General features: G+C 69.7%; 22 protein-coding genes. 12 read left to right on the top strand and 10 right to left on the bottom strand.

The features are described 5' to 3' along the window. Nucleotides 1–3 precede the first annotated feature (3 nt). The gene (fdxA, locus tag QSK31_RS14855; RefSeq protein WP_285684364.1) at nt 4–333 is read right to left on the bottom strand and encodes a ferredoxin; all 330 of its coding nucleotides are present in this window, start codon (nt 331–333) and stop codon (nt 4–6) included. A gap of 98 nt (nt 334–431) precedes the next feature. On the opposite strand from fdxA, the gene QSK31_RS14850 reads away from it, so the two are divergent. The 3 genes from QSK31_RS14850 (at nt 432) to QSK31_RS14840 (ending at nt 3,232) form a co-directional block, all read left to right on the top strand. Then, nucleotides 432–1,400: a GNAT family N-acetyltransferase gene (locus QSK31_RS14850; protein ID WP_285684362.1), complete on the top strand. Its 969-nt coding sequence runs from the start codon at nt 432–434 to the stop codon at nt 1,398–1,400. Between the two features lie 25 nt (nt 1,401–1,425). Next, nucleotides 1,426–2,262, top strand: a complete 837-nt coding sequence (locus tag QSK31_RS14845; protein ID WP_285684360.1) for a DODA-type extradiol aromatic ring-opening family dioxygenase — start codon at nt 1,426–1,428, stop codon at nt 2,260–2,262. A 496-nt stretch (nt 2,263–2,758) separates the two neighbouring features. After that, nucleotides 2,759–3,232, top strand: coding sequence for a GNAT family N-acetyltransferase (locus QSK31_RS14840; RefSeq protein WP_285684358.1), 474 nt, complete (start codon nt 2,759–2,761; stop codon nt 3,230–3,232). A 537-nt stretch (nt 3,233–3,769) separates the two neighbouring features. Here the strand turns inward: QSK31_RS14840 and QSK31_RS14835 are convergent. The 4 genes from QSK31_RS14835 to mshB all read right to left on the bottom strand — a co-directional run bounded on the left by QSK31_RS14835 (nt 3,770) and on the right by mshB (nt 7,363). Beyond that, nucleotides 3,770–4,234 (bottom strand): hypothetical protein, encoded by a 465-nt coding sequence (locus QSK31_RS14835; RefSeq protein ID WP_285684357.1) that lies wholly within the window; start codon nt 4,232–4,234, stop codon nt 3,770–3,772. A gap of 16 nt (nt 4,235–4,250) precedes the next feature. Then, a complete protein-coding gene (locus QSK31_RS14830; protein ID WP_285684356.1) occupies nt 4,251–5,972 on the bottom strand; it encodes a VanW family protein in 1,722 nt (573 codons plus the stop codon). Nucleotides 5,973–6,053: 81 nt separating this feature from the next. Further along, a complete protein-coding gene (locus tag QSK31_RS14825; RefSeq protein WP_285684354.1) occupies nt 6,054–6,488 on the bottom strand; it encodes a hypothetical protein in 435 nt (144 codons plus the stop codon). After that, nucleotides 6,485–7,363, bottom strand: a complete 879-nt coding sequence (gene mshB, locus QSK31_RS14820; protein WP_285684352.1) for an N-acetyl-1-D-myo-inositol-2-amino-2-deoxy-alpha-D-glucopyranoside deacetylase — start codon at nt 7,361–7,363, stop codon at nt 6,485–6,487. The genes QSK31_RS14825 and mshB overlap by 4 nt, the downstream gene beginning before the upstream one ends. A 134-nt stretch (nt 7,364–7,497) precedes the next feature. Here mshB and QSK31_RS14815 point away from each other — a divergent pair, with 134 nt between their 5' ends. Both QSK31_RS14815 and QSK31_RS14810 read left to right on the top strand, forming a co-directional pair. Then, the gene (locus QSK31_RS14815) at nt 7,498–9,204 is read left to right on the top strand and encodes a prolyl oligopeptidase family serine peptidase (RefSeq protein WP_502872961.1); all 1,707 of its coding nucleotides are present in this window, start codon (nt 7,498–7,500) and stop codon (nt 9,202–9,204) included. Next, entirely contained in the window at nt 9,201–9,623 is a 423-nt protein-coding gene (locus QSK31_RS14810; protein ID WP_285684348.1) for a Uma2 family endonuclease, read from the top strand. Before QSK31_RS14815 ends, QSK31_RS14810 begins: the two co-directional genes overlap by 4 nt. 302 nt (nt 9,624–9,925) lie before the next feature. Here QSK31_RS14810 and QSK31_RS14805 read toward each other — a convergent pair whose 3' ends face one another. Both QSK31_RS14805 and QSK31_RS14800 read right to left on the bottom strand, forming a co-directional pair. Continuing rightward, nucleotides 9,926–10,135, bottom strand: coding sequence for a DUF397 domain-containing protein (locus QSK31_RS14805; RefSeq protein WP_285684347.1), 210 nt, complete (start codon nt 10,133–10,135; stop codon nt 9,926–9,928). Next, entirely contained in the window at nt 10,104–11,000 is an 897-nt protein-coding gene (locus QSK31_RS14800) for a helix-turn-helix domain-containing protein (RefSeq protein WP_285684483.1), read from the bottom strand. Before QSK31_RS14800 ends, QSK31_RS14805 begins: the two co-directional genes overlap by 32 nt. A gap of 476 nt (nt 11,001–11,476) precedes the next feature. Here QSK31_RS14800 and QSK31_RS14795 point away from each other — a divergent pair, with 476 nt between their 5' ends. Beyond that, a complete protein-coding gene (locus QSK31_RS14795; RefSeq protein ID WP_285684345.1) occupies nt 11,477–11,692 on the top strand; it encodes a hypothetical protein in 216 nt (71 codons plus the stop codon). 126 nt (nt 11,693–11,818) lie between these two features. Here the strand turns inward: QSK31_RS14795 and QSK31_RS14790 are convergent, their stop codons facing one another. The 3 genes from QSK31_RS14790 to QSK31_RS14780 all read right to left on the bottom strand — a co-directional run bounded on the left by QSK31_RS14790 (nt 11,819) and on the right by QSK31_RS14780 (nt 14,038). After that, complete coding sequence (locus tag QSK31_RS14790; RefSeq protein WP_285684343.1) at nt 11,819–12,013, bottom strand: DUF397 domain-containing protein; 195 nt, start codon at nt 12,011–12,013, stop codon at nt 11,819–11,821. A gap of 14 nt (nt 12,014–12,027) precedes the next feature. Continuing rightward, nucleotides 12,028–12,879, bottom strand: a complete 852-nt coding sequence (locus QSK31_RS14785; protein ID WP_285684342.1) for a helix-turn-helix domain-containing protein — start codon at nt 12,877–12,879, stop codon at nt 12,028–12,030. Between the two features lie 244 nt (nt 12,880–13,123). Continuing rightward, the gene (locus QSK31_RS14780) at nt 13,124–14,038 is read right to left on the bottom strand and encodes a class I SAM-dependent methyltransferase (RefSeq protein ID WP_285684341.1); all 915 of its coding nucleotides are present in this window, start codon (nt 14,036–14,038) and stop codon (nt 13,124–13,126) included. 98 nt (nt 14,039–14,136) lie between these two features. Here QSK31_RS14780 and QSK31_RS14775 point away from each other — a divergent pair, with 98 nt between their 5' ends. From QSK31_RS14775 to QSK31_RS14750, 6 genes are all read left to right on the top strand, one after another. Then, nucleotides 14,137–15,573: a TldD/PmbA family protein gene (locus QSK31_RS14775; RefSeq protein WP_285684339.1), complete on the top strand. Its 1,437-nt coding sequence runs from the start codon at nt 14,137–14,139 to the stop codon at nt 15,571–15,573. Beyond that, the gene (locus QSK31_RS14770; RefSeq protein ID WP_285684338.1) at nt 15,570–16,940 is read left to right on the top strand and encodes a TldD/PmbA family protein; all 1,371 of its coding nucleotides are present in this window, start codon (nt 15,570–15,572) and stop codon (nt 16,938–16,940) included. The genes QSK31_RS14775 and QSK31_RS14770 overlap by 4 nt, the downstream gene beginning before the upstream one ends. Before the next feature lie 335 nt (nt 16,941–17,275). Further along, on the top strand, nt 17,276–18,082 hold the full coding sequence (gene sdhC / locus QSK31_RS14765) for a succinate dehydrogenase subunit SdhC (RefSeq protein WP_285684337.1): 807 nt from the start codon (nt 17,276–17,278) through the stop codon (nt 18,080–18,082). A gap of 12 nt (nt 18,083–18,094) precedes the next feature. Continuing rightward, nucleotides 18,095–20,005 carry a fumarate reductase/succinate dehydrogenase flavoprotein subunit gene (locus tag QSK31_RS14760; protein ID WP_285684336.1) on the top strand — a complete coding sequence of 637 codons (1,911 nt, stop codon included), beginning with the start codon at nt 18,095–18,097 and terminating at the stop codon, nt 20,003–20,005. Further along, on the top strand, nt 20,005–21,036 hold the full coding sequence (locus QSK31_RS14755; protein WP_285684335.1) for a succinate dehydrogenase/fumarate reductase iron-sulfur subunit: 1,032 nt from the start codon (nt 20,005–20,007) through the stop codon (nt 21,034–21,036). Before QSK31_RS14760 ends, QSK31_RS14755 begins: the two co-directional genes overlap by 1 nt. A gap of 54 nt (nt 21,037–21,090) precedes the next feature. Beyond that, the gene (locus tag QSK31_RS14750) at nt 21,091–21,705 is read left to right on the top strand and encodes an alpha-ketoglutarate-dependent dioxygenase AlkB (protein WP_285684481.1); all 615 of its coding nucleotides are present in this window, start codon (nt 21,091–21,093) and stop codon (nt 21,703–21,705) included. Nucleotides 21,706–21,881: the final 176 nt, after the last annotated feature.

The raw sequence follows: 21,881 nt of genomic DNA, 5'->3' as shown, positions 1-21,881 counted from the left end.
GGGTCAGTGCTCGCCGTTCAGGCCCGCCGGCTGCGAGATCACGAACGGGGTGTCCTTGTCCAACTTGCCGACCTTCGAGGCGCCGCCGGGCGAGCCCAGGTCCTCGAAGAACTCGTAGTTGGCGTTGGTGTAGTTCTTCCACTGCTCCGGCACGTCGTCCTCGTAGAAGATCGCCTCGACGGGGCAGACGGGTTCGCAGGCACCGCAGTCAACGCACTCATCGGGGTGGATGTAGAGCATCCGGTTGCCCTCATAGATGCAGTCGACCGGGCACTCCTCGATGCATGCCTTGTCGAGCACATCGACGCAGGGCTCAGCGATGATGTATGTCACGGCAGTAGTTCCTCTCAGGCCCTTCGGCAGCGCGGATCTGGCGCGGGCAGTGCGGCAGCAATTGCAAAGCCTAGTATCTCGCCGGAGGGAGGTCGCGCGTGCTCCGACGGCAGGATGTGGGACACCGGGTGGTGGTGCGCCGAATTGTAGGCGTTTCTGCCGATCGCACGCTGTTCTCCGACGCGCTCGGCGAGCTCGTCGACCTCACCGAGACAGATCTCACCATCGCGACCGCGCACGGCACCGTGCGGGTTCCGCTGCACGAGGTGCACCGGGCCAAGCGGGTGCCGATCGCCCGGCGGCCGCCGGCCGCCGAGGTCATCGCGCTGGAACTCGCCGCCAACGACGCCTGGCCGGCGCCGGTGCAGGCCAGGCTGGGCAGCTGGATCCTGCGCTCGGCGGAGAACTGGACCGGGCGTGCCAATTCGGCGCTGGCCGTCGGCGACCCGGACCGCCCGCTGGAGGAGGCCATCGACGCGGTGGTGCGGTGGTACGCCGATCGTGGTCAGCAGGCGCTGATCAACGCTCCGATGCCACTGGCCGCTCCGGTCAACGCGGCCCTCGACGAGCGGGGCTGGGCGGCGCGGCCGCTCACCCTGGTGCAGATCGCGCCGCTCACGCGGCTGCTGGCCGAGCCGGTGCGCACCGATCTGCCGCCGGTCGCGCTCGCCGACGCTCCGTCCGATGACTGGTACGCGATGGTCGCCGACCACAAGGGCACGCTCCCCGCGGCGGCGCGGCGGGTGCTCACGGGCGTACCCCAGACGGTTTTTGCCCAGGTCCGTGACGCCGAGGGTGACCTGCTCGCGGTGGCCCGGGGTGTGGTGACCGGCCAACCTGGCCGGCTCGGGGTGTCGCTGCTCCAGACGGCGCCGAACGCGCGGCGCACCGGGCTGGGCGCCCACGTGGTCCGCGCGATGGCCCAGTGGGCGAGCCAGCACGGCGCGACCAGGTCCTACCTGCAGGTCGAGGAGCGCAACACACCGGCGGTCACGCTGTACGGCAAGCTCGGCTTCGCCACCCACCACACCTACCTGACGCGGGTGGAGCCCGGGTACGCTACTTGAGAGTTCAAGTAGCCGAGGAGTGGCCGTGACAGTTCCCGCAGGCGCCTACGACGATCTCCTGGCCCGCGTGCTGCCACAGGCTCACGACCAGCGTGTCTGGGAGCCTGCCGACGGACCGATGCCGGCGCTGTTCGTCAGCCACGGCGCGCCGCCCACGCTGGACGACCCGCAGTGGCTCGCCGACCTGTACGCCTGGGGCCGGTCGATGCCCAAGCCACGGGCGATCGTGGTGGTGTCGGCGCACTGGGAGAACGCGCCGGTCGCCATCTGCGGCGCCACGGCCGGCACCCCGCTGTTCTACGACTTCGGCGGCTTCCACCAGCGTTACTACACCCTTCCGTACGCGACTCCGGACGCGTCGGACCTGGCCCGCCGCCTGGCCGGCACCCTCGGCCCGGTCCACCAGGACCCACGGCGCGGCCTCGACCACGGCGCGTTCATCCCGCTGATGGCGATGTACCCGGCCGCGGACGTACCGGTCGTGCAGGTGTCGATGCCGAGCCTCGACCCGGCGGCGCTGCTGGCGCTGGGCGAGCGCCTGCGGTCACTGCGCGACGAGGGTGTGCTGGTCATCGGCTCCGGATTCATGACACACAGCTTCGCGGCGATGCGGAACCCGGCGCTGGCCGGACACACCCGCGCCTTCGACGAGTGGGCGGCCGACGCCCTCACCCGCGGCGACGTCGACACGCTCGCCGACTACCGGGTGAAGGCGCCGGCCGCACACGTCTCACATCCGACGGCCGACCACTACGTGCCACTGCTGCTGACGCTGGGCGCGGCGTCCGACCCGGCCACCGCGGCGTCGGTGATCACCAGCACCCGCTACAACAATTCGATCCGCTCCATTCAGGTGAACTGACCGGCTCGCATTTGCTTTTGCTCTCGATTCGGGAGACAAAACAGGGCTCCCGTGCGCGATGAGACAGCCGTGCCGGACAGCATTCCGCCAGTCGTCGATCGACGTGGTTCGGGTTTCCGACGGATGTGGCGGAGACTGGGCACGGCGCGGATCGTGACCGCCGCAACGGTGATCGGCACCCTCGCCGGAGTGCTTTCCGCGATGGTCGTCGTGCTGGATCACAACGGCGCCTTCACGGCCCTCCGAGCCTCGCGACGTCGCCGGCGGCCACCGCGACGGACGTCCCCGGAGGGACCTAGCCCGACGAGCCGGCCGCCGATGAAGGTCGAGGTGATCGCCATCGTGCCGAGTAATCGGTTAAGCGACGAATATGAGAGAACGGCTGCCACAACGAATCGGCTGCCGGTGAAATCAGCCGTTCCGGCGGGCGAAGTCCTGGACAGGTTCACGGTTTCCCGGGCCGGCTAATACGTGCCCTGTCGGTAGGGTGACGCGCATGGTCGAGTTGCGCGCCGCGCGAGACACGGACGCCGATGCGGTCGGGACGATCTGGGCCTCGGCGTGGCGCGACGGGCATCTCGGGCACGTGCCGGAAGAGCTGGTCGCCGTACGGACGCACGCGTCGTTCCTGGACCGTGCCGCGCAACGGATCACGGACACCACAGTCGCCGAGGTCGACGGGGTGGTGGCCGGGTTCATCATGGTCGCCGACGACGAGGTGGAGCAGGTCTTCGTCGACGCCGGCCATCGGGGCAGCGGCGTGGCGGCGGTGCTGCTCGCCGAGGCGGAGCGGCAGGTCGCCGGCAACGGGCACGCGTCCGCCTGGCTGGCCGTCGTCGAGGGCAACGCGCGGGCTCGCCGGTTCTACGAGCGCCTCGGCTGGCACGACGAGGGCGCGTTCCAGTACGCCGCACGGCACGGCGACACGACGATCCCGGTGCCGTGCCGGCGATACGTCAAGAAGCTCTAACCCTCTCCTGACCCTCTACGGGCCTTGGGTTCGCTTGGGTCTGCCAGGCGCCCGGGTGCCTGCTCACTGTTGCTGCCGCCGCTCGCGGCCGTGGCCGGGCGCGGTCGGTGGTAGGAGCGGGCTCGGGTGGTAGGACATGCGCGCAGTGGTGGGTCAGGGCGGTATCCGGGCCGAAATGCCGCCCTGAGCCACCACGGTCCGCGCGCGTGGTAGCTCAGAGCGGCGAAAGCTGAGTGGATAGCGCCCGGTCCTACCACCGGCCGCCCGGTGCGGGCGGCACACAAAGACCAGGCCGGCCGTCAACACCGCAGATGGCGCCTTCAGCTACCACTGCCGTGCCCGGCTACCACTAATGCGTGCCCGGCTACCACCGCGAGCTGCGGCAGCGACGATGAGCGGGCACCCGGGCGCCTGGCAGACCCGGCCCGACCCCACACCCAGCGGAGACGCCGGCAACAACGCCTCGCACCCGAAGGACGGCGGCACCGCCACACACCAGAAAGGACGGCCGATCAGACCGCCACCCGTGAACGATCGCTAGCGGCGGACAACCCGGCGGGGCTTGGTCGCGCGGGACTGGGCGTACGCGCTCAAGGAGCGTGACCGGTAGTCCCGGCCCAGCGCCGTCGCGATCCAGTAACCGAGCAGCGTGCCCACGATGGCGAAGCCGCCGTAGAGCCACACCTGGGAGAAGAAGTTGCCCGCGCCGCCGCCGAACGGGGTGTCGCCGCTGACGAACGGGCCGATCAGGATCGTGAGCAGCATCCCGAGGGCGGCCGCCGCGGCCAGGTCGGGGAGCCACTCGGCCGGCCGGTGCCGCTGTGACCGGATGAACGTGATCACCGCGAGGGCCAGGCCGATCACGCCGAACATGATCAAGGAGACGTTGCCCTCCGCCTGATCGTTACCGTCGAAGCCCAGCCGGATGATCAACCGTGCGACCACATTGATCGCGAACAGCCCGACCGCCACCAACGCGATCGTCGTCCACCGTCGTTTCACCGCGCCCTCCCCGTCACTACTCGTCGTTGTCCCCGCCGCACACGAACCGTGGCTCGGGATCGTACTTCCAAGTGAACTTCTCCCGCTGGATCTCCTTGCCATCCTTGCGGATGACGCGCCAAGCGTCCTGGGTGAAGCCCGGGAGCCCGCCGGTGGCGATGCACCTCGGCCCGGCCTCGCGCTGGATGGTCGGCGGCGACGTGAAGTTGCGGCGCGGGCTCCGCTCGGTCTTGACGCTGTCGAAGTGCTTCGTGCTCCACATCGACACGGTCACCGAGCTGCCGGTGGTCGCGGTGTCGATCAGGATCCCGTACGGCGTGATGTTCTTGAACTTGAGATCGAGCGTCGGGTAGAAGATCGTCGACTCGATGACGCTCGGATAGCGGGAGAAGTAGAACGAGTGCGGCTTGTGCTCGACGTCCTCCAGCCCGGCGTAGTAGGCGGCGTTGAACAGCGTCGTGGTGAACTGCGACGCGCCACCGCCGACGCCGGGCTCGAGCTTGCCGCCGACGATCACCGGCGCGTCCTTGTAGCCGTTGGAGTAGGTGCGCTCGCCGGTGTGCTTGTTCAGGGAGAACGTCTCGCCGGGCAGGACCATCGCGCCGTCCACGTCCTTGGCGATGGTGATGATGTTCTGGCTGCGCGGTGAGCCGCGTCCGCCGGTGAAGTTGGTGGTGAACGTGGACACCCGCTCCTTGATGCCGAGTTTCACCACCCGGTCGTCGCCGACCGCCGCCTCCTTGGTGACCAGTGACGCCTCGACCGTGCGCGGGCCGGCGGAGGGCAGCACGTCGAGTAGCGCGGGGGCGAGCTTGGTCAGATCGATCGCCCTGCCGGGTGTGCTCGCGACGACCTTCGGCTTGCCGCCGGCCAGGGTGACCGTGGCGTTCTCGGCGGCCACCTCGACCTTGGCGAAGTCGGCGGCGGCCGCGGCGTGCAGCTTCCTGCCGTCGACGGCGGCGCTCAGCCGGCCGGCGTCGTCGGCGGTGAACACCAGGCCCTTGGCGATCGCGGCCGGTTTCAGCGTGAACGACTTGCCGTCCGCGTTGACCGTCACGGGCGCGGCCACGGCCGGGGCGGCGAGCGTCCGCACCAGCTCGTCGACCTGTTCCTTGGTGGTGGCCGGCGGCAGCTCGGTGAGCTCGACGGTGGCCGGGCGCCCGGTCAGCCAGGCGCCGCGCACGGCGGTCGCGGCGGCTGCCGGGTCCAGCGTGCGGCCCGGCGCCGGGTAGGTGGGTTTCGGGGTGAGGCCGGCGTACGCGATGCCGGGCCGTTTCAGCGTGATCCGTTTCGGGTCGACCTCGGCCCGCAGAGCCTTGTCGAGCAGCGCCTGGTCGAGCCGGACGACCGGGGCGACCTCCCAGGTGCCCCACAGCCGGCGCCCGCCCGCTGCCGCCGCCGCGACGGTGGCGTCGACGTCCAGTGTCATCCCGATCGCCTCGGGTTTGACCTGCACCGTCTTGCCGTCCAGCGCCACGTCGACCGGTTCGCCGGTGCGGTCGCCGAACGCGCCGGTCAGCGCCCGGGTGGCCTCGGCCAGCGATTTCGCACCGAGGTCGACGCCGAGCACCCTGGTGCCGCGTGGCACGTCGCCGTGGGTGGTCCACAGCACGACCGCGGCGCCGGCGGCCACCAGCACGCCCGCGGTGGAGGCGGCCACGATGATCCACGTCTTCCGGCGTGGTTCCGGCCCACCGATCGCCTCGGTGGTGGGTTCCTGCTGCTCAACGGTCGTCACGGCACACCCTTGGGGGGAAGGTGAGAAAGTCGAGCAATTCTGCCGGTGATCAGTTGCCCGTGACAACAAACCTGGACAGGTTCACAGCCGGATTTTTCCGAGAATCATCCGGTACGCGAAGACAGCGAACGACAGGCTGCCCACCAGGATCATGACCAGCGCGATCCAGTCGTCGCCGCCGAGCAGGTAGTCCCCCTCGGTCGTGCGGGCACCGGCCGCGAACAGCATGATCACGGTCCACAGCACCCAGGGCACGCCGACCGCCCACGGCCGCCGGCTGGTGTGCAGGACGAACCAGGCGAGCGCCCAGTTCACCGCCACCGCGAAGATCACCGAGGCGCCGATCGGCACCCCGGCGATCCGCAGCGGCGTCAGGTACAGCTCGACGACGGCGGTGACCATGGTCGCCACGATCGTGACGACCAGCCCGGCCGCCCGGATCAGGGCGCTGTCGGCCGGTGGAGGCGGCGGCTCCTCGGACGACTGCACCAGCGACGGCGACGTGGACACCGTCATCGACGGTCCCCGGCGAACAAGCCGCTGAACAGGTCACTCTCCCACGAGTGAGGCCCGCCCACCTCGCCTCGCTCGCCCTTGGCCAGGGTGAAGTACTCGACACCCATGAACTCGCCGCCGAAGTCCCCGGCGATGCCGTACAGCCAGGAGTTGTCCGGGATCTGGGTGGCGTGCGCGCGCATCGCGGCGACCTTCCTCTCGTACTGGTCGGTGCCGTCGATCCGGGCGGCGATCTCCTCGTCCGGATGCCCGAACGGCAGGTCCTCGACCTTCTCCACGTCGGCGAACGGGTTGTCGTCCAGCCCGCGGAACGCCTCCATGCCACCGATCAGCACGCTGCGCGGCATCGCGGTGAAGTAGATCTTGCTGGGGGCGTCGGGGCCGGCCAGCTCCGCCGCCCGCATCGCCACCCGGTGGGACATGATGTGGTCCGGGTGGCCGTAGAAGCCGTTCTCGTCATACGTGATCATGACCTGCGGGCGTACCTCACGAATGGTCTCCAGAAGGAGCCCCGCGGCCTCGTCGAGATCCGCCTGCCAGAAGCACCGCGGGTGGTTGTTGGTCTCCAGACCCATCATCCCGGAGTCGCGGTAGCGACCCGCACCGCCGAGGAACCGGTGGTCCGTCACGCCCAGCGCGGCACACGCCCGCTCGAGCTCGGCGATCCGCCAGCCGCCGAGCTGGTCGGCCTGCCTGGCCTCCAGCTGCGCCAGCGCCGGAACGTGGATCTCGCCTTCCTCACCGAGGGTGCACGTGACCAGGGTGACGCGCGCGCCCTCCGCCGCGTAGTGGGCCATCGTGGCGCCGGTTCCGGTCACCTCGTCGTCGGGGTGCGCGTGCACCAGCAGCAGGCTCCGGGGGTCTTCCTCAATCACCCGGGCAACTCTACGGGCAACTCATACCAACGACAGGCGCGGAGGGGCCTTGATCAGGGATGCTGGTCTCCGTGGACTTTCCCGATCTCGCGCGGCGCACCGGCGGCTTCCGGCACGGCGCGCCACACGACGTGATGGTCGGCGGTGACGGCGCGCGCGTGGTGTTCCTGCGTTCGGCCGGGCGGTTCGAGGCGGCCGCCTCACTCTGGGTGCTGAGCGTCACCGCGGGCGTGGAGCAGCAGGTGGCGCCCGGTCCGGTGGAGCGGTACGGCGTCGACCGGGACGCCACCGTCGCCGCGTACGCGATCGACGGCCGGCTCTTCCGGGCCGACCTGCGCACCGGCGACGTGACCGCGATGCACACCGAGGCGCCCGCGATCGACCCGCATCCGGACCCGGCCGGGGCGAGCATCGGCTACACCACGCCGGACGGCTGCCTGCGGATCGCCGGCCCGGACGGCAGCGACGAGCTGCTGGCCGGGGAGCCCGGGGACAGCTCGTGGCGAGACCCGGGCGGCGTCCGGTGGGGCGTCACCGACCCGGCCGGGCTGGAGTTCGGGCGGCGGCGGGGCTGGTGGTGGTCGCCGGACGGCGCTCAGGTGCTCGCCTCGCGTACCGCCGGGTCGATCTCCTTGCACCTGCTGGACCTGGACGGCGGCTGGGTGGATGTGCACTGGGACCGGGAGACCTACCCCTACCTGGTGGACGTGCACTGGGGCGACGGCGGGAACCCGCTGATCACCGTGCTGCGCCGGCTCCAGCAGCACGGGCTGGTGCTGTCGGTGGACCCGCGCACCGGTGAGACGCAGGTGCACGCCGAGCTCGCCGACGCGCGCTGGGTGGAGCCCGTCGCGGGCACGCCGCGGCACCTGCCGGACGGCCGGGTTCTGGTCGGTGGCGAGCTGGCGCACGACGGCTTCGACGCGCGCTGCCTGTTCGCGGACGGCAGCCTGCTGACCCCGCCCGGCCTCTACGTCCGCCGGGTGATCGGGGTGCTGCCCGGCGCCGAGCTCGTCGTCGAGGCCACCGAGGGCGACCCGGCGACCAGCGACATCTTCCGGGTACGCGGTTCGCTCGGCGGCGGTGGCGCCTCGGCCGAGCGGGTGGCCGTCGCGCGACCGGCGGCGGTCGGCGGCGACGTCCTGGTCATCGGGGAGGAGGTGCGGCGCGACAACCGCGTGGTGCACCGCCTGCGGTCGTCCGCCGAGCCGCTGCCATACTCCCCGCGCCCCATCCTGGAACGGGTCACCGATCGTCGGCTGCCCGCCTCGGTCCTCTACCCGCCCGACCACGTCGGCGGGACGCGTCTGCCGGTGCTGCTCACCTTCGGCGACGGCCCCGGCCACCAGCAGGTCACCCAGGACCCGGCCGGGTGGCAGGAGCGGGCCTGGTGGGCCGGTTCCGGCTTCGCGGTGGTCAGTGTCGATCCCCGGGGTACGCCCGGATTGGCGCCCAGCTTCGAGAAGGCGGTGCATCGCCGGCTGGCCGACGTCACGCTGGCCGACGTCCTCGACGCGCTCCGCGACCTCACCGGCAAGCACCCCGACCTGGACATCGGCCGGGTGGCCGCGCACGGCGCAGGCCTCGGCGGCTGGCTGGCCGGCCTGGCCGTGGTCCGCCGCGGCGACGAGGTCCGCTGCGGCGTGGCCCGCGATCCGGTCACCGACTGGCACGACCTGCCCGCCCCGCTCGCGGAGCGTTACCTGGGCCGTGCCACCGACGCCCCCGAGATGTACGCCCACCACGCGCTCACCGCCGAGCTGCCGCACCCCGCCCTGCTGATCACCGACTCCTCGGATCTGGAAGCGGAGCTGACCTTCGTCCGGGAGCAGCTGCGATGAACGAGGTGTGGGACGGCAACGTGGTGCTCCGGCCCGGCCCGAGCCCCCGGCACCAGCTGATCATCGAGGCCCTGGCCGGCGCCCTGCGAGTCGGCCGGCGCGACCTCAACGTCCTGGTCGGCGTCACGGTCCGCCTCGGCGAGCAGCGTTTCGTCATCCCCGACATCGTGGTCACCGGCCCGATCGACATCGACGACCCGGTGGTCGACGCCGCCGACGTGCACCTGGTCGTCGAGGTGGTCTCGCCGGTCAGCACGACGCTCGACCACACCCTCAAGATGCACGGCTACGCCGAGGCGGGCATCCCCTGGTACCTGCTGGTCGAGCAGGACAGCAACGCGCTGCGCGGCCACTACCTGGTCGGCGGGGCCTATCAAGAACGCTCGGTCATGCAGCTCGAGCAGATCCTGGCCGGGTAGCGCTCGACGCCGGCCGAGGGATGCGCCGGCCGAGCCCGCCCGGTGGTAGCTCAGAGCGGCATCTCCGGCGTTGACGGCCCGCCACGACCGAGGCGGCCTGCCGATCTCCGCGGCCGGTGGTAGGGCCGGGCGCTATCCACTGCTCTGAGCTACCACGCGTGCGGACAGTGGTGGTTCAGGGCGGTATTTCGGGGTCGGATGCCGCGCTGTCCCACCACTGCGTGCCTGGTCCTACCACTCGCGCCCGCTGCTACCACCGGACCGTTTTGCAGGAGGCGGGGCCGGGCAGGTGAAGGGTTTACCTACTGGTCGAACTCTCCGTCCTTGGCACCGCCGATGAAGGCTGCCCACTCGGCTTCGGTGTAGATGATCACTTCGGCGTCGGGCCGCTTGCTGTGCCGAACAGCAACAATGCCGCTCAGGTTGGTGGCGACCTCGACGCACTGGCCACTGCCACCGGACCGTGACGACGTGCGCCACTCAGCCCCGGTCAGGTCCTGACTCACGATCATTCAACTCCTTCATTCTTCGGGATATCAGCTCGATGGATTCGGTCTTGCTGAGTGAGGCGGCCGCCAGCGCCGCCCAGACTCCGTCATAAGCGGCGATCTCCGAGGAAGCATCCAGGTAGATCGCCCCGGTCAAGCTTTCGCCGTAGACCGTGCTCGCCGCGACACCTCCGTCCTCCGCGGGGAAGTCCAGCATCGTGAACGGACCGGCCACCGCCGCCTGGTGAAGTCCGGCCGACAAAGGAAGTACCCGAACTTGCACATGCGGGAGCTCGCTCGCCTGCAGCAGGTGCCATAGCTGAGCGCGCATCACCCCTTCGGGCAGCTCAGCCAGGAGGACGGCTTCGGCGATGATGACTTCCAGCCGCAGAGGATCGGGGAACCTCGCCAGCAACCGCTGCCGGGAACGGCGCAGCTCGGCTCGGGCGTCAACATCCTCCTCGGACAACTCGGGCTCGATCGCCCGGATTGCCTCCGCCATGTAGGCGTCGCCCTGCAGTAGGCCGTTGACCAGCAACGGGTCGAAGCACCTCAGCCGGCAGGCGGTGGCCTCCAGGGCCACGTACAGCTCGAACCAGGCAGGCACCACGTCGGCATAGGAGTGCCACCAGCAGGCGGCTGTGCTCTTGGTCTCCTTGGCCAAGCCCAGCAGCGCCTGGCGAGTCTGCGCAGGCACTGCGTACAGCTCGCAGAGATTGGCCACCTTGCCGGTGGGTGTTGACACTGTGCCTTGCTCGATGCGGCGTACCGACTGCTCGGACTGACCGATGACGTCGGCGGCCTCTCGCATCGTCTTACCCGCTCTCGTGCGGAACCGCCGTAGCGCAATGCCGAGGATGCGCCGAGGGACCGTCGAGGCTACGGCCACGCCTGTCACGTGGGCCGCCTCCCTTCCACATCGGCTTTTCGCACCTTACAGATCGGAAGGTGACAGGGCTCGGTATGTAACGTCATCTGACTTTTCACCCATTCGTGAAGATCAATCCCAAGATAAGTGTTCCGGAAGATTGACCCCATCACCTTACGGAATGAACATCTACAAACACAGATGACAGGCAACGGTATCGATGGGGGATTCCGATGGATCTATGCCACCGGCCGTCCCGGCCGGGCTGGCAATGTCAGGACTGCGACCTGCCCTGGCCTTGCGAGGCCCAGAGGCGATCACTCCATGCGGAAACCGGCGGCAACCGGCTCTACCTCTCGATATACGTGGGTCTCCACCTCGCCGACGCGATCGCCGACGGCCTGGCGGCGGGTGACGATCTCCACGACCGGTTCTTCGGATGGATAACCGACTCGGCGCGACGATCCGCGCCGGCAACCACCTAGGAGCGATGCCCCATGGCAGTCGTCACGACAATGACCGAGGCCATCGCCGACGTCATCGAGCACCACCTCGACCTGCCCGTGACCGAGGCACACGTCGAGGAACTGGGGAAACTGCTGGATCGGTTCCTGGCGGCCCTTGCCTCGGAGGCCACCGGCCGAACCACCGCTGTCAGGAACGAACTCTCCGCTCGGCGAACGCCATCACATCAGGGGGTCAACTCACCTTGATGGAGCGGGAGGTACTGGTCGGTCCCGGCGGCGTGCCGCACTCGCGCAACGCTGCGACCGACCCGCCGACGGACACCCCCGATCGGGGTGGCCACGAGCACGGCGGGCCGGCGCAGCGAGGGTTACCTACTTGTCGAACTCGCCGTCCTTGGCGCCGCCGATGAAGGCGTCCCACTCGGCCGGCGTGAACCGCAGGGCGGCCCCGGCCGGGTTCTTCGAGTCCCGGACGGCGACCTCACCCTCAGTCAGGAACGCCACCTCGACACAGTTCTCGAGCCCGCTCCGGGTGCTCTTGATCCACTTCGCGTTGGCGATTTCCATCGCGCACTCCTCCCCTAGGCGGCTTTCGCCGCATCCTCGATCATTCGCGTCGTCTGCTCGACGCTGCCGGCCTGCGCGGTGAGCTGTCGGAAATTCTCCCGATAGCGGACGACGTCCCGTTCGGCTTCCATGAACAGGCCGCCAGCTGCACTTTCCGCGTAGACCATTGGCGGGTCGGGCTCGACGTAATCCATGATAGTGAATTGGCCGGGCATTCCGGTATGCGCCCCCGCGTCGAACGGGATTATTTGCAAAATGATATTGGGCGATCGGGAGGCTTGCAGCAGTCGACGAAGTTGATCTCGATGAACTGCCGGGTCACCGACAACCCGCCGGACCACCGCCTCATCCAGGACCGCCCACAACTTCGGCGCCGGGACCGCGGCAAGCACCGCCTGCCGACGCAGCCGCACCTCGACGCGATCATCGATGTCACTTTCGGTCGCTCCCGGCAGAAGGGCCCGCGAAAGGGCTTCCGCGTAGGCTTGCGTCTGCAAAAGCCCTGGTACGAAGCTTCCCTCATACACGGAGATCTGCACTGCGTCGGCCTCGAAGCTGATCAGGTGCTGGAGACTGCGAGGCAGGTTGTCCTCGAAGCGCTGCAGCCAGTGCGTCTCGTCGGATCGGCGCAGCAGGTCGAGAAGATCCTGCCGTCGACGCTGGTCCTCGACCTGGTAAAAGTCGAGGAGCTGCAGGAGGGTGCGTCGCTGCGGGCGGGTCTGCGCCTTCTCAATCTTGAAGAGGGCGCCGGTGCTGATGCCCGTGTGAGCCGACACCTGCTCCCGGGTAATAGTGCCGCGGAGCTGCAGCAATTCCATCGCCAGCCGGCGGCGTCCGACCGTCGGTAGGTTCTTACGAGCAGGCATTGACTCCCCTTCGCGCTTCGAGCACGAACAGTATGCCCACTTCTCGGAACGTTCACCCTTTCAGGCGACATTGATACGCGTCATAAAAGTACAACTTCCATTTTTATGACTTGCCTTTTGGTGGGGACTTCTCAGGCACACGAACGGGCCGCGTACGCCCGCGCTGAAACGCTCGGCGGCCTGCAGGGCGCTGATCACCCTGCGTCGCGGCTTCAGGCCGGTGCCGGCGGTCGCGAATGTCATCTCAGACGTTGAGCCACGCCGTGGTCGAGCCCGAGAAGCCGGCCGGTTCGAAGCCGAGCGCGCGCAGCACCTCGCCCGCGGGCTCGGGGGTCAGGGCGTAGTGGCTGACCAGCAGGCGCCCGCCCGGCTCGACGAGGGTCAGGCCGTGCCGGATCAGGTCGGCCCGGCGGGCTCGCGGCACGGCATCGAGCAGCACGTGGACGAAGGTGAAGCGCCGCCCGTCGGCCGGCGCCCAGTCGATGGCGTTGCCCTCCTCGATGCGGTCGGCCCACTGCGGCAAGCGGCGCCGGGCCAGCTCGACCAGGCCCGGCGCGAGGTCGATCCCGTACGGCTCGAGGGTGATGCCCCGCTCGGCCGCCCACTCCCGCACCGACTCCATGAGCAGGCCGTTCGCGCAGCCCACGTCGAGGAAGGTGCCGTCGCGGTGCACGCCGTCCACGATCATCCCGCGCCGGGAGCGCCAGCGCGCCGCGTCACCGCCGAAGCCGGAACCCGCCTGCGGGGTGGTGCCACGGAGGTAGGCGGGTTCGAGCAGGCGCACGTTGTCGGCGTAGTAGCTCGCGTCCGTCTGCGTACGGAAGGAGGTGAGGGCGTCGCGGACGACCGGCAACTCGGCCGCCGCCTCGTCGGCGTCGACGACCAGCACGCCGGGACGATCGTCCACGCGGTCGCCGTCCAGCCAGACGTAGAGGTGGTCGCCGTCCCTCGCGAACGGGTGCACCCGCTGGGCGCGGAATCCGAGGTCCGGGAGGCGCAGGCTCGCGTCCAGCAGGTAGTGCTCGCCGTCCCGGACGACGCCGGCCGGGAGGGCCGGTCCGGGCAGCAGGACGCAGCGTCCGTCCGGGAGGAACGGCACGAAGGTCAGCCGGCGGACCTCCGCGGGGTCCGGATCTCCGGTGATCAAGCGATACGGCATCAGATCGGCCTCTCCACCTGGACATCGAGGCGAGTTGATCGAACACTTCTCCGACGCCCCATGATCCTCGCGCCGGGGAAACGCATAGGGTCGGCGATATGACTGAGTTCGACGCGGCGTGCGCGGCGGTTCAAGCCGCCCTCGACGCCGGAGCGCGATATGCCGACGCGAGGGTGATGATCCGCCGCACCGAGTCGATGACCGCGCGCGACGGCGACGTGGAGGCGCTGACCTCCGACGAGAGCGCCGGCCTGGGCGTACGCGCGCTGGTCGGATCGGGTTGGGGTTTTTATGCCGTGCCCGACCTGACCGACTCGGCGGCCCGGGCGGCCGGGCGGCGCGCCACGCAGATCGCCACGGCGAGCTCGCGGGTGCCGGGGCCGCCGATCGACCTGGTGCCCACCGGCGCCGGGGAGGCGAGCTGGGCCAGCCCGTGCGAGGTCGACCCGCTGTCGGTGCCGCTGTCGACCAAGGGTGACCTGCTGGTCGAGGCGACCCGGGTGGCCAAGGACGCCGGCGCGGACATGGCCGAGGGCATCTATCAGGTGTGGGACACGCGCAAGTGGTTCGCCTCCAGCGACGGGCACCGCATCGACCAGCACCTGCGCGAGTGCGGCGCGGGCGTGACGGCCAGCGCGTTCGGCGACGGCGAGATCCAGCGCCGGTCCTGGCCGTCGCACCGCGGGCAGTACGGCACCAGTGGCTGGGAACTGGTCGACGAGCTGGCGCTGGTGGAGAACGCGCCGCGGATGGCCGAGGAGGCCCGCGCGCTGCTGACCGCGCCGCTCTGCCCGGCGGGCGAGACGACGCTGGTGCTCGGTGGCGAGCAGATGGCGCTGCAGATCCACGAGTCGGTCGGCCACGCGATCGAGCTGGACCGGATCCTCGGCTGGGAGGCGGCCTTCGCGGGCACCTCCTGGCTGGACCTGGACCAGCTGGGCACGCTGCGGTACGGCTCCGAGCTGATGAACATCACCATCGACCCGACCATCCCGGGCGCGCTGGGCAGCTTCGGGTACGACGACGAGGGCACCCCGGCGGCGAAGCGGGACGCGGTGCGCGACGGGCGCTGGGTCGGCGTGCTGGCCGGGCGCGACTCGGCGGCGATGGCCGGGCTGGACTACGCCGGCAGTGTCCGCTCGGACGGCTGGTCGCGGCTGCCGATGGTGCGGATGACCAATGTGGGCCTGGAGCCCGGGCCGCACACGCTCGACGAGATCATCGCGGCCACCGACGACGGGGTGTTCATGGACATCAACCGCTCCTGGTCGATCGACGACCGGCGGCTCAACTTCCAGTTCGGCTGCGAGATCGGCTGGGAGATCAAGAACGGCAAGCGGGGCCGGATGCTGCGCAATCCGACCTACACCGGGATCGGGCCCCGGTTCTGGCAGTCGATGGACATGCTCTCTTCGGAGACCGTTTCCTGGGGTACGCCCAACTGCGGCAAGGGCCAGCCCGGGCAGGTCGGGCACACCGGTCACCCGGCTGCTCCGGCGCGGTTCACCAACGTACGCGTGGGGGTGCGGGGATGACCGAGCTCAACACCGCGAGCCGGGTCCTGGATCTCGTCCGGGCCAAGGCGGGGGCGGGCGCCGAGGCGGAGGCGATGGTGCACCACTCGGCCGAGGCGCTGACCCGGTTCGCGAACTCGGCGATCCACCAGAACGTGGCCGACGCGACCACGACCGTGCGGCTGCGGCTGCACGTGGACGGGCGTACGGCGACCGGCTCGACCACCGTGACCGACGCCGCCGGCCTGGAGTCGCTGGTGGACCGGACCGTCGCGGCCGCCCGGCTGACACCGGTCGATGAGGCCTGGGCGGGTCTGACGCCGCCGATGCCACTCGCCGCCGCCGACGACGACTTCGACCAGGCGACCGCGGGTGCGAGCCCGGACGAGCGGGCGGCGCGGGTGCGCGCGTTCGTGGACGCGGCCGGCGGCTTGGAGACGGCCGGGTACTGCCGCACCTTCTACCGTTCGGGGGCGTTCGCGAACTCGGCCGGGCAGGCGGTGTCGGGCCGCTCGGCCGGCGCCGACATGGACGGCATCGCCCGGGACGCCGGCGTGGACGGGGTGGCCCGGCTGGCCGGCGAACGGCTTGCCGCGCTGGACGGCGCCGAGCTGGGCGCCCGCGCGGCGGCGAAGGCCCGGGCCGCGGGCGCGGCGATCGAGCTGCCGCCGGGGCGCTACGAGGTGGTGCTGGAGCCGGACGCGGTCTCCGACGTGCTGAACGTCCTGTCCGCGTACGGGTTCAACGGGAAGGCGCACGCACGCGGCGAGTCGTTCGCGCGGCTGGGCGAGGCGCAGTTCGACCCGGCGGTCACGATCGTCGACGACCCGGTCGGCCTGCTGCCGTTCGACCTGGAGGGCACGCCGCTGCGACCGCTGACGATGGTGGACGCGGGCATCACGGCGGCGGTGACGCACGACCGGCGGTCGGCCGCGGAGGCGGGTGCGGTGACGACCGGCCACTCGTCGGCGATCGCGTTCGTCTGGGGGCCGGTCGCCCATCAGCCGGCGTTGCTGCCCGGGCCGGGCGTCGCGAGCGCCCCGGAATCCGCCGGCCCCACCGCGCCGACGGCACGGCCGCTGGTGGCGGGGATGCGCCGGGGTCTGCTGATCACCGACTTCTGGTACACCCGGGTGCTGGACCAGAAGAGCCTGGTGATGACCGGTCTGACCCGTAACGGGGTGTGGCTGGTGGAGGACGGCGAGGTGGTCGCGGCGGTGAGCAACATGCGGTTCACCCAGAACTATCCGCAGGCGCTCGGACCGGGCGACGTGCTGGGCGTCGGCGCCGAGGCGGTCCCGATCCCGGACCGCTGGGCGGGGCACCGCATCAGCGCGCCCGCCCTGCACCTGCGCAGCTGGAACCTCACCGGCAACGCGAGCGGGTGAGCTGAGTTGCTGGTCGTCGCTTCGCTCCTCCGGGCGATTGCCTTGTAACCGACGACTTGCGGCCCAAAAAGCACCTCGGCTTCGCCTAGCACTTTTTGGGCCGCAAGTCGTCGGCGGCAATCGCGGGCGCGGGGTTGGGGCAGGCGACACCAACCCGCCTGCGGCGGCCGCGTGCGCGGGGGTTTGCGGGAATGTGACGAACCGAGGCTGACCTTAGGAGGTGCACTCCGGAACCTCGGCGTAACGTGTGCCACACAACGCGGACGCCCGACAACCGTGCTGGCCTGTGCGCCCCCAGCGCGACCAGCCGTCGGGCGAAGTCAGGGAGACAAGCAATGACTACGACGGCAACGAGGCCGGGCTCGGTGCGTGCGCGCGCCGCGATCGCGGCGAAGACGTTGCGTACCGACCGGTGGTGGTTCGCGCCGCTGATCACCTTCGCGGGCCTGAGCGCGTGGGTCATCTACGCGACCGTCCGCGTCTTCATGCACAAGTGGTATTACGTCGCGGACTTTCACTACCTGACGCCGTTCTACTCACCGTGCATCACCGATCGCTGCATCCCCGAGGCGGCTCACTTCGGCACCCCGCTGCCGAGTTTCTGGCTGATCCCCGAGGCCGCCTTCACACTGCCGTTCCTGCTCCTCTTCCGGCTCACCTGCTACTACTACCGGAAGGCCTACTACCGGGCGTTCTGGCTGTCGCCGCCGGCCTGCGCGGTGCCGGACGGGCACAAGAAGTACACCGGTGAGACCAGGTTCCCGCTGCTCGGGCAGAACCTGCACCGTTACGCCTTCTACGCCGCGGGCATCATCTCGCTGATCAACACCTGGGACGCGGTCATCGCGTTCCACTCGCCGAGCGGCTTCGGCTTCGGGCTGGGCAACATCATCCTGGTCGGCAACGTGGTGATGCTGTGGGCGTACACGTTGTCCTGCCACTCCTGCCGGCACATCGCCGGTGGCCGGCTCAAGCACTTCTCCAAGCACCCGGTGCGATACCGGTTCTGGACGTTCGTGTCCAAGCTGAACGCCCGGCACATGATGCTCGCCTGGATCACCCTGGGCACGCTCGCGCTGACCGACTTCTACATCATGGCCGTCTCCGCGGGCTGGATCTCCGACCTGCGGTTCGTCGGTTAAGAGGAACCTGACGTGACCACGCGAATCGAACGACACCACTACGACGTCGTCGTGATCGGCGCCGGCGGCGCCGGGCTGCGGGCGGCCATCGAGGCACGGCTCGCCGGCAAGAAGACGGCCATCATCTCCAAGTCCCTGTTCGGCAAGGCGCACACCGTCATGGCCGAGGGCGGCGCGGCCGCCGCGATGGGCAACGTGAACAGCCGCGACAACTGGATGGTGCACTTCCGGGACACCATGCGCGGCGGGAAGTTCCTGAACAACTTCCGGATGGCCGAGCTGCACGCCAAGGAAGCGCCGGACCGGATCTGGGAGCTGGAGACGTACGGGGCGCTGTTCGACCGTACGAAGGACGGCAAGATCTCGCAGCGGAACTTCGGCGGCCACGAGTACCCCCGGCTCGCGCACGTCGGCGACCGGACCGGCCTGGAACTGATCCGCACCCTGCAGCAGAAGATCGTCTCGCTGCAGCAGGAGGACAAGGCGGAGTTCGGCAGCTACGAGGCACGCATCAAGGTCTTCTCCGAGACCACGATCACCGAGCTGCTGCTGGACGGCAACAAGGTCGCCGGGGCGTTCGGCTACTACCGCGAGTCCGGCGAGTTCATCCTGCTCGAGGCGCCCGCGGTGATCCTGGCGACCGGCGGCGTCGGCCGCAGCTACAAGGTCACCTCGAACTCCTGGGAGTACACCGGCGACGGCCACGCGCTCGCGCTGCGGGCCGGGGCGACGCTGATCAACATGGAGTTCCTGCAGTTCCACCCGACCGGCATGGTCTGGCCGGTGTCCGTCAAGGGCATCCTGGTCACCGAGTCGGTCCGCGGCGACGGCGGCGTCCTCAAGAACTCCGAGGGCAAGCGGTTCATGTTCGAGTACGTCCCCGACGTCTTCCGCAAGCAGTACGCGGAGACCGAGGAGGAGGCGGACCGCTGGTACTCCGACCCGGACAACAACCGCCGCCCGCCCGAGCTGCTGCCCCGGGACGAGGTCGCGCGGGCGATCAACAGCGAGGTCAAGGCCGGCCGGGGTTCGAAGGCCGGCGGTGTCTACCTGGACATCGCGAGCCGGCTGCCCGCCGAGGAGATCCAGCGCCGGCTCCCGTCGATGTACCACCAGTTCAAGGAGCTGGCCGACGTCGACATCACCAAGGAGCCGATGGAGGTCGGCCCGACCTGTCACTACGTGATGGGCGGCGTCGAGGTCGACCCCGACTCGGGCGCGGCGTTCGGCGAGGTGGAGGGCCTGTTCGCGGCCGGCGAGGTGTCCGGCGGCATGCACGGCTCCAACCGGCTCGGCGGCAACTCGCTCTCCGACCTGCTGGTGTTCGGCAAGCGGGCCGGTGAGCACGCGGCGGCGTACACCGACGCCCTGGCGAAACGGCCGAAGGTCGCGACGGCGGACGTCGAGCAGGCGGTCGACGTCGCGCTCGCGCCGTTGAGCCGGCAGAGCGGGGAAAACCCGTACACGTTGCAGCAGGACCTGCAGGTGGTGATGGGTGACCTGGTCGGCATCATCCGCCGTGAGGGCGAGCTGACCGACGCGCTGAAGCGGCTCGAGGAGCTCGAACTGCGGGTGGCGAACGTGGGCGCGATCGGCGGCCGCAAGTACAACCCGGGCTGGCACCTGGCTCTCGACCTGCGCAACATGCTGGTCGTCTCGATCTGCACCGCGAAGGCGGCGCTGGAGCGTGAGGAGTCGCGCGGCGGTCACACCCGCGAGGACTTCCCCGGGATGAACCCGCAGTGGCGGCTGCTCAACCTGATCTGCTCGCTCGACTCGGACGGCGACGTGCACCTGGAACGCAAGCCGGTCCCGACGATGCGGGACGAGCTCATCCAGCTGTTCGACCGGACCGAGCTGTCGAAGTACATGACGGACGACGAGCTGACGGCGATCGACGCCCTGTCTGGGGAGGCGAAGTAATGGGTACCAAGCGCCACTTCAAGGTCTGGCGGGGCGACTCGTCCGGCGGCGAGATCCAGGACTTCGACGTCGAGGTGAACGAGGGCGAGGTGGTCCTCGACGTCATCCACCGGCTGCAGGCCACGCAGACCCCGGACCTCGCGTGCCGGTGGAACTGCAAGGCCGGCAAGTGCGGGTCCTGCTCGATGGAGATCAACGGCATGCCCAAGCTGGGCTGCATGACGCGGATGTCCACGTTCACCGACGACGAGACGATCACGATCACGCCGCTGCGGACCTTCCCGGTCATCCGCGACCTGGTCACCGACGTGTCGTACAACTACGAGAAGGCCCGGGAGACGCCGGCCTTCGCGCCGCCGGAGGGTGTCGCGCCGGGCGAGTACCGGATGCAGCAGGTCGATGTGGAGCGGTCCCAGGAGTTCCGCAAGTGCATCGAGTGCTTCCTCTGCCAGAACACCTGCCACGTGGTCCGCGACCACGAGGAGAACAAGGAGGCGTTCGCCGGGCCTCGGTTCTTCATCCGGGCCGCCGAGCTGGACATGCACCCGCTCGACGCGCGTACGGACCGGAAGAACTACTCCCGCGATCACCAGGGCCTGGGCTACTGCAACATCACCAAGTGCTGCACCGAGGTCTGCCCCGAGCACATCAAGATCACCGACAACGCGATCATCCCGATGAAGGAGCGCGTGGTCGACAACAAGTACGACCCGCTGGTGTGGCTGGGCCGCAAGATCTTCCGCCGGGACGAGCTGGAGAAGCAGGACAAGGCCACCCCGTCGCGCCACGAGCGGGAGAACATGGCGCCGAGCAACACGATGGGCGTCACCGGCGTCGCGTCGGGCACCTCGACTCCGTTCTCCAGCGCCCGTCAGCCGGAGCCGCCGGCCGTCGGCCCCGACGGCAAGCTGGACGTGGCCGAGATCCTGTCGCAGAAGCAGGGCGGGCCGTCGCCGTTCGGTGACGACCACGAGTTCCCGCTGCCGAGCGACCGGGTGACCTACCACCACCCGACCCCCGACAAGGATTAGCACACGCGTACGAGGGCGGCGTAGAGTGGTGGCGTGACCGCCTACCAGCCGTCGATGTTCGACCTGATGAGCGGCCCGGCCGCGGCGATCGAGCCGCTGCCGGGCCGTCTCGTTCGGCACACCCTGACCGCCGGCGCCTGGGTCGATGTGCTGCCCGGCTGGGTGCGGGGTTCCGACGCCGTCTTCGAGACGCTGCTGGCCGACGTCGACTGGCGTGCCGAGCGCCGGCAGATGTATGACGACGTGGTCGACGTGCCCCGGCTGCTGCGGTGGTTCGGCGGCCACGAGGACCTGCCGCACCCGGCGCTGACCGAGGCGAAACAGCGACTGAACGCCTACTACGCCGACGAGCTGGGCGAGGAGTTCGTCTCCGCCGGCATGTGCCTCTACCGCGACGGCCGCGACAGCGTCGCCTGGCACGGCGACACCCTGGGCCGCTCGGCGACCGACGACACCATGGTCGCGATCGTGTCGTTCGGGTCGCCCCGCAATCTCATGCTGCGCCCGCGAGCGGGTGGCCACGAGACGCTGCGCCTCCCGCAGGGCCACGGCGACCTGATCGTGATGGGCGGCTCCTGCCAGCGCACCTGGGAGCACGCGATCCCGAAAACGGCCAAACCGGTCGGCCCGCGCGTGAGCGTCCAGTTCCGTCCGGCCGGGGTTGCTTGATCAACACATCGCCATCTGTCGATGGATGGCGCAGAATGGCAAGCACGGTTGGAAACATCCGTGCAACAAGACCATTGACAAGCGGATCGAGAAACTTACACTCGCAGTGTAATAAGTTTACCACCCAGCGTCCTCCTCTGTGGACGCTCTTCTGTGTGCCCGCAGAACCGCTCCTC

Source organism: Actinoplanes sp. NBRC 103695, assembly GCF_030269485.1.
Classification (GTDB): domain Bacteria; phylum Actinomycetota; class Actinomycetes; order Mycobacteriales; family Micromonosporaceae; genus Actinoplanes.
Note: the sequence above shows the minus strand (reverse complement) of the source record. Positions and strands in the feature narration are given on the sequence as shown.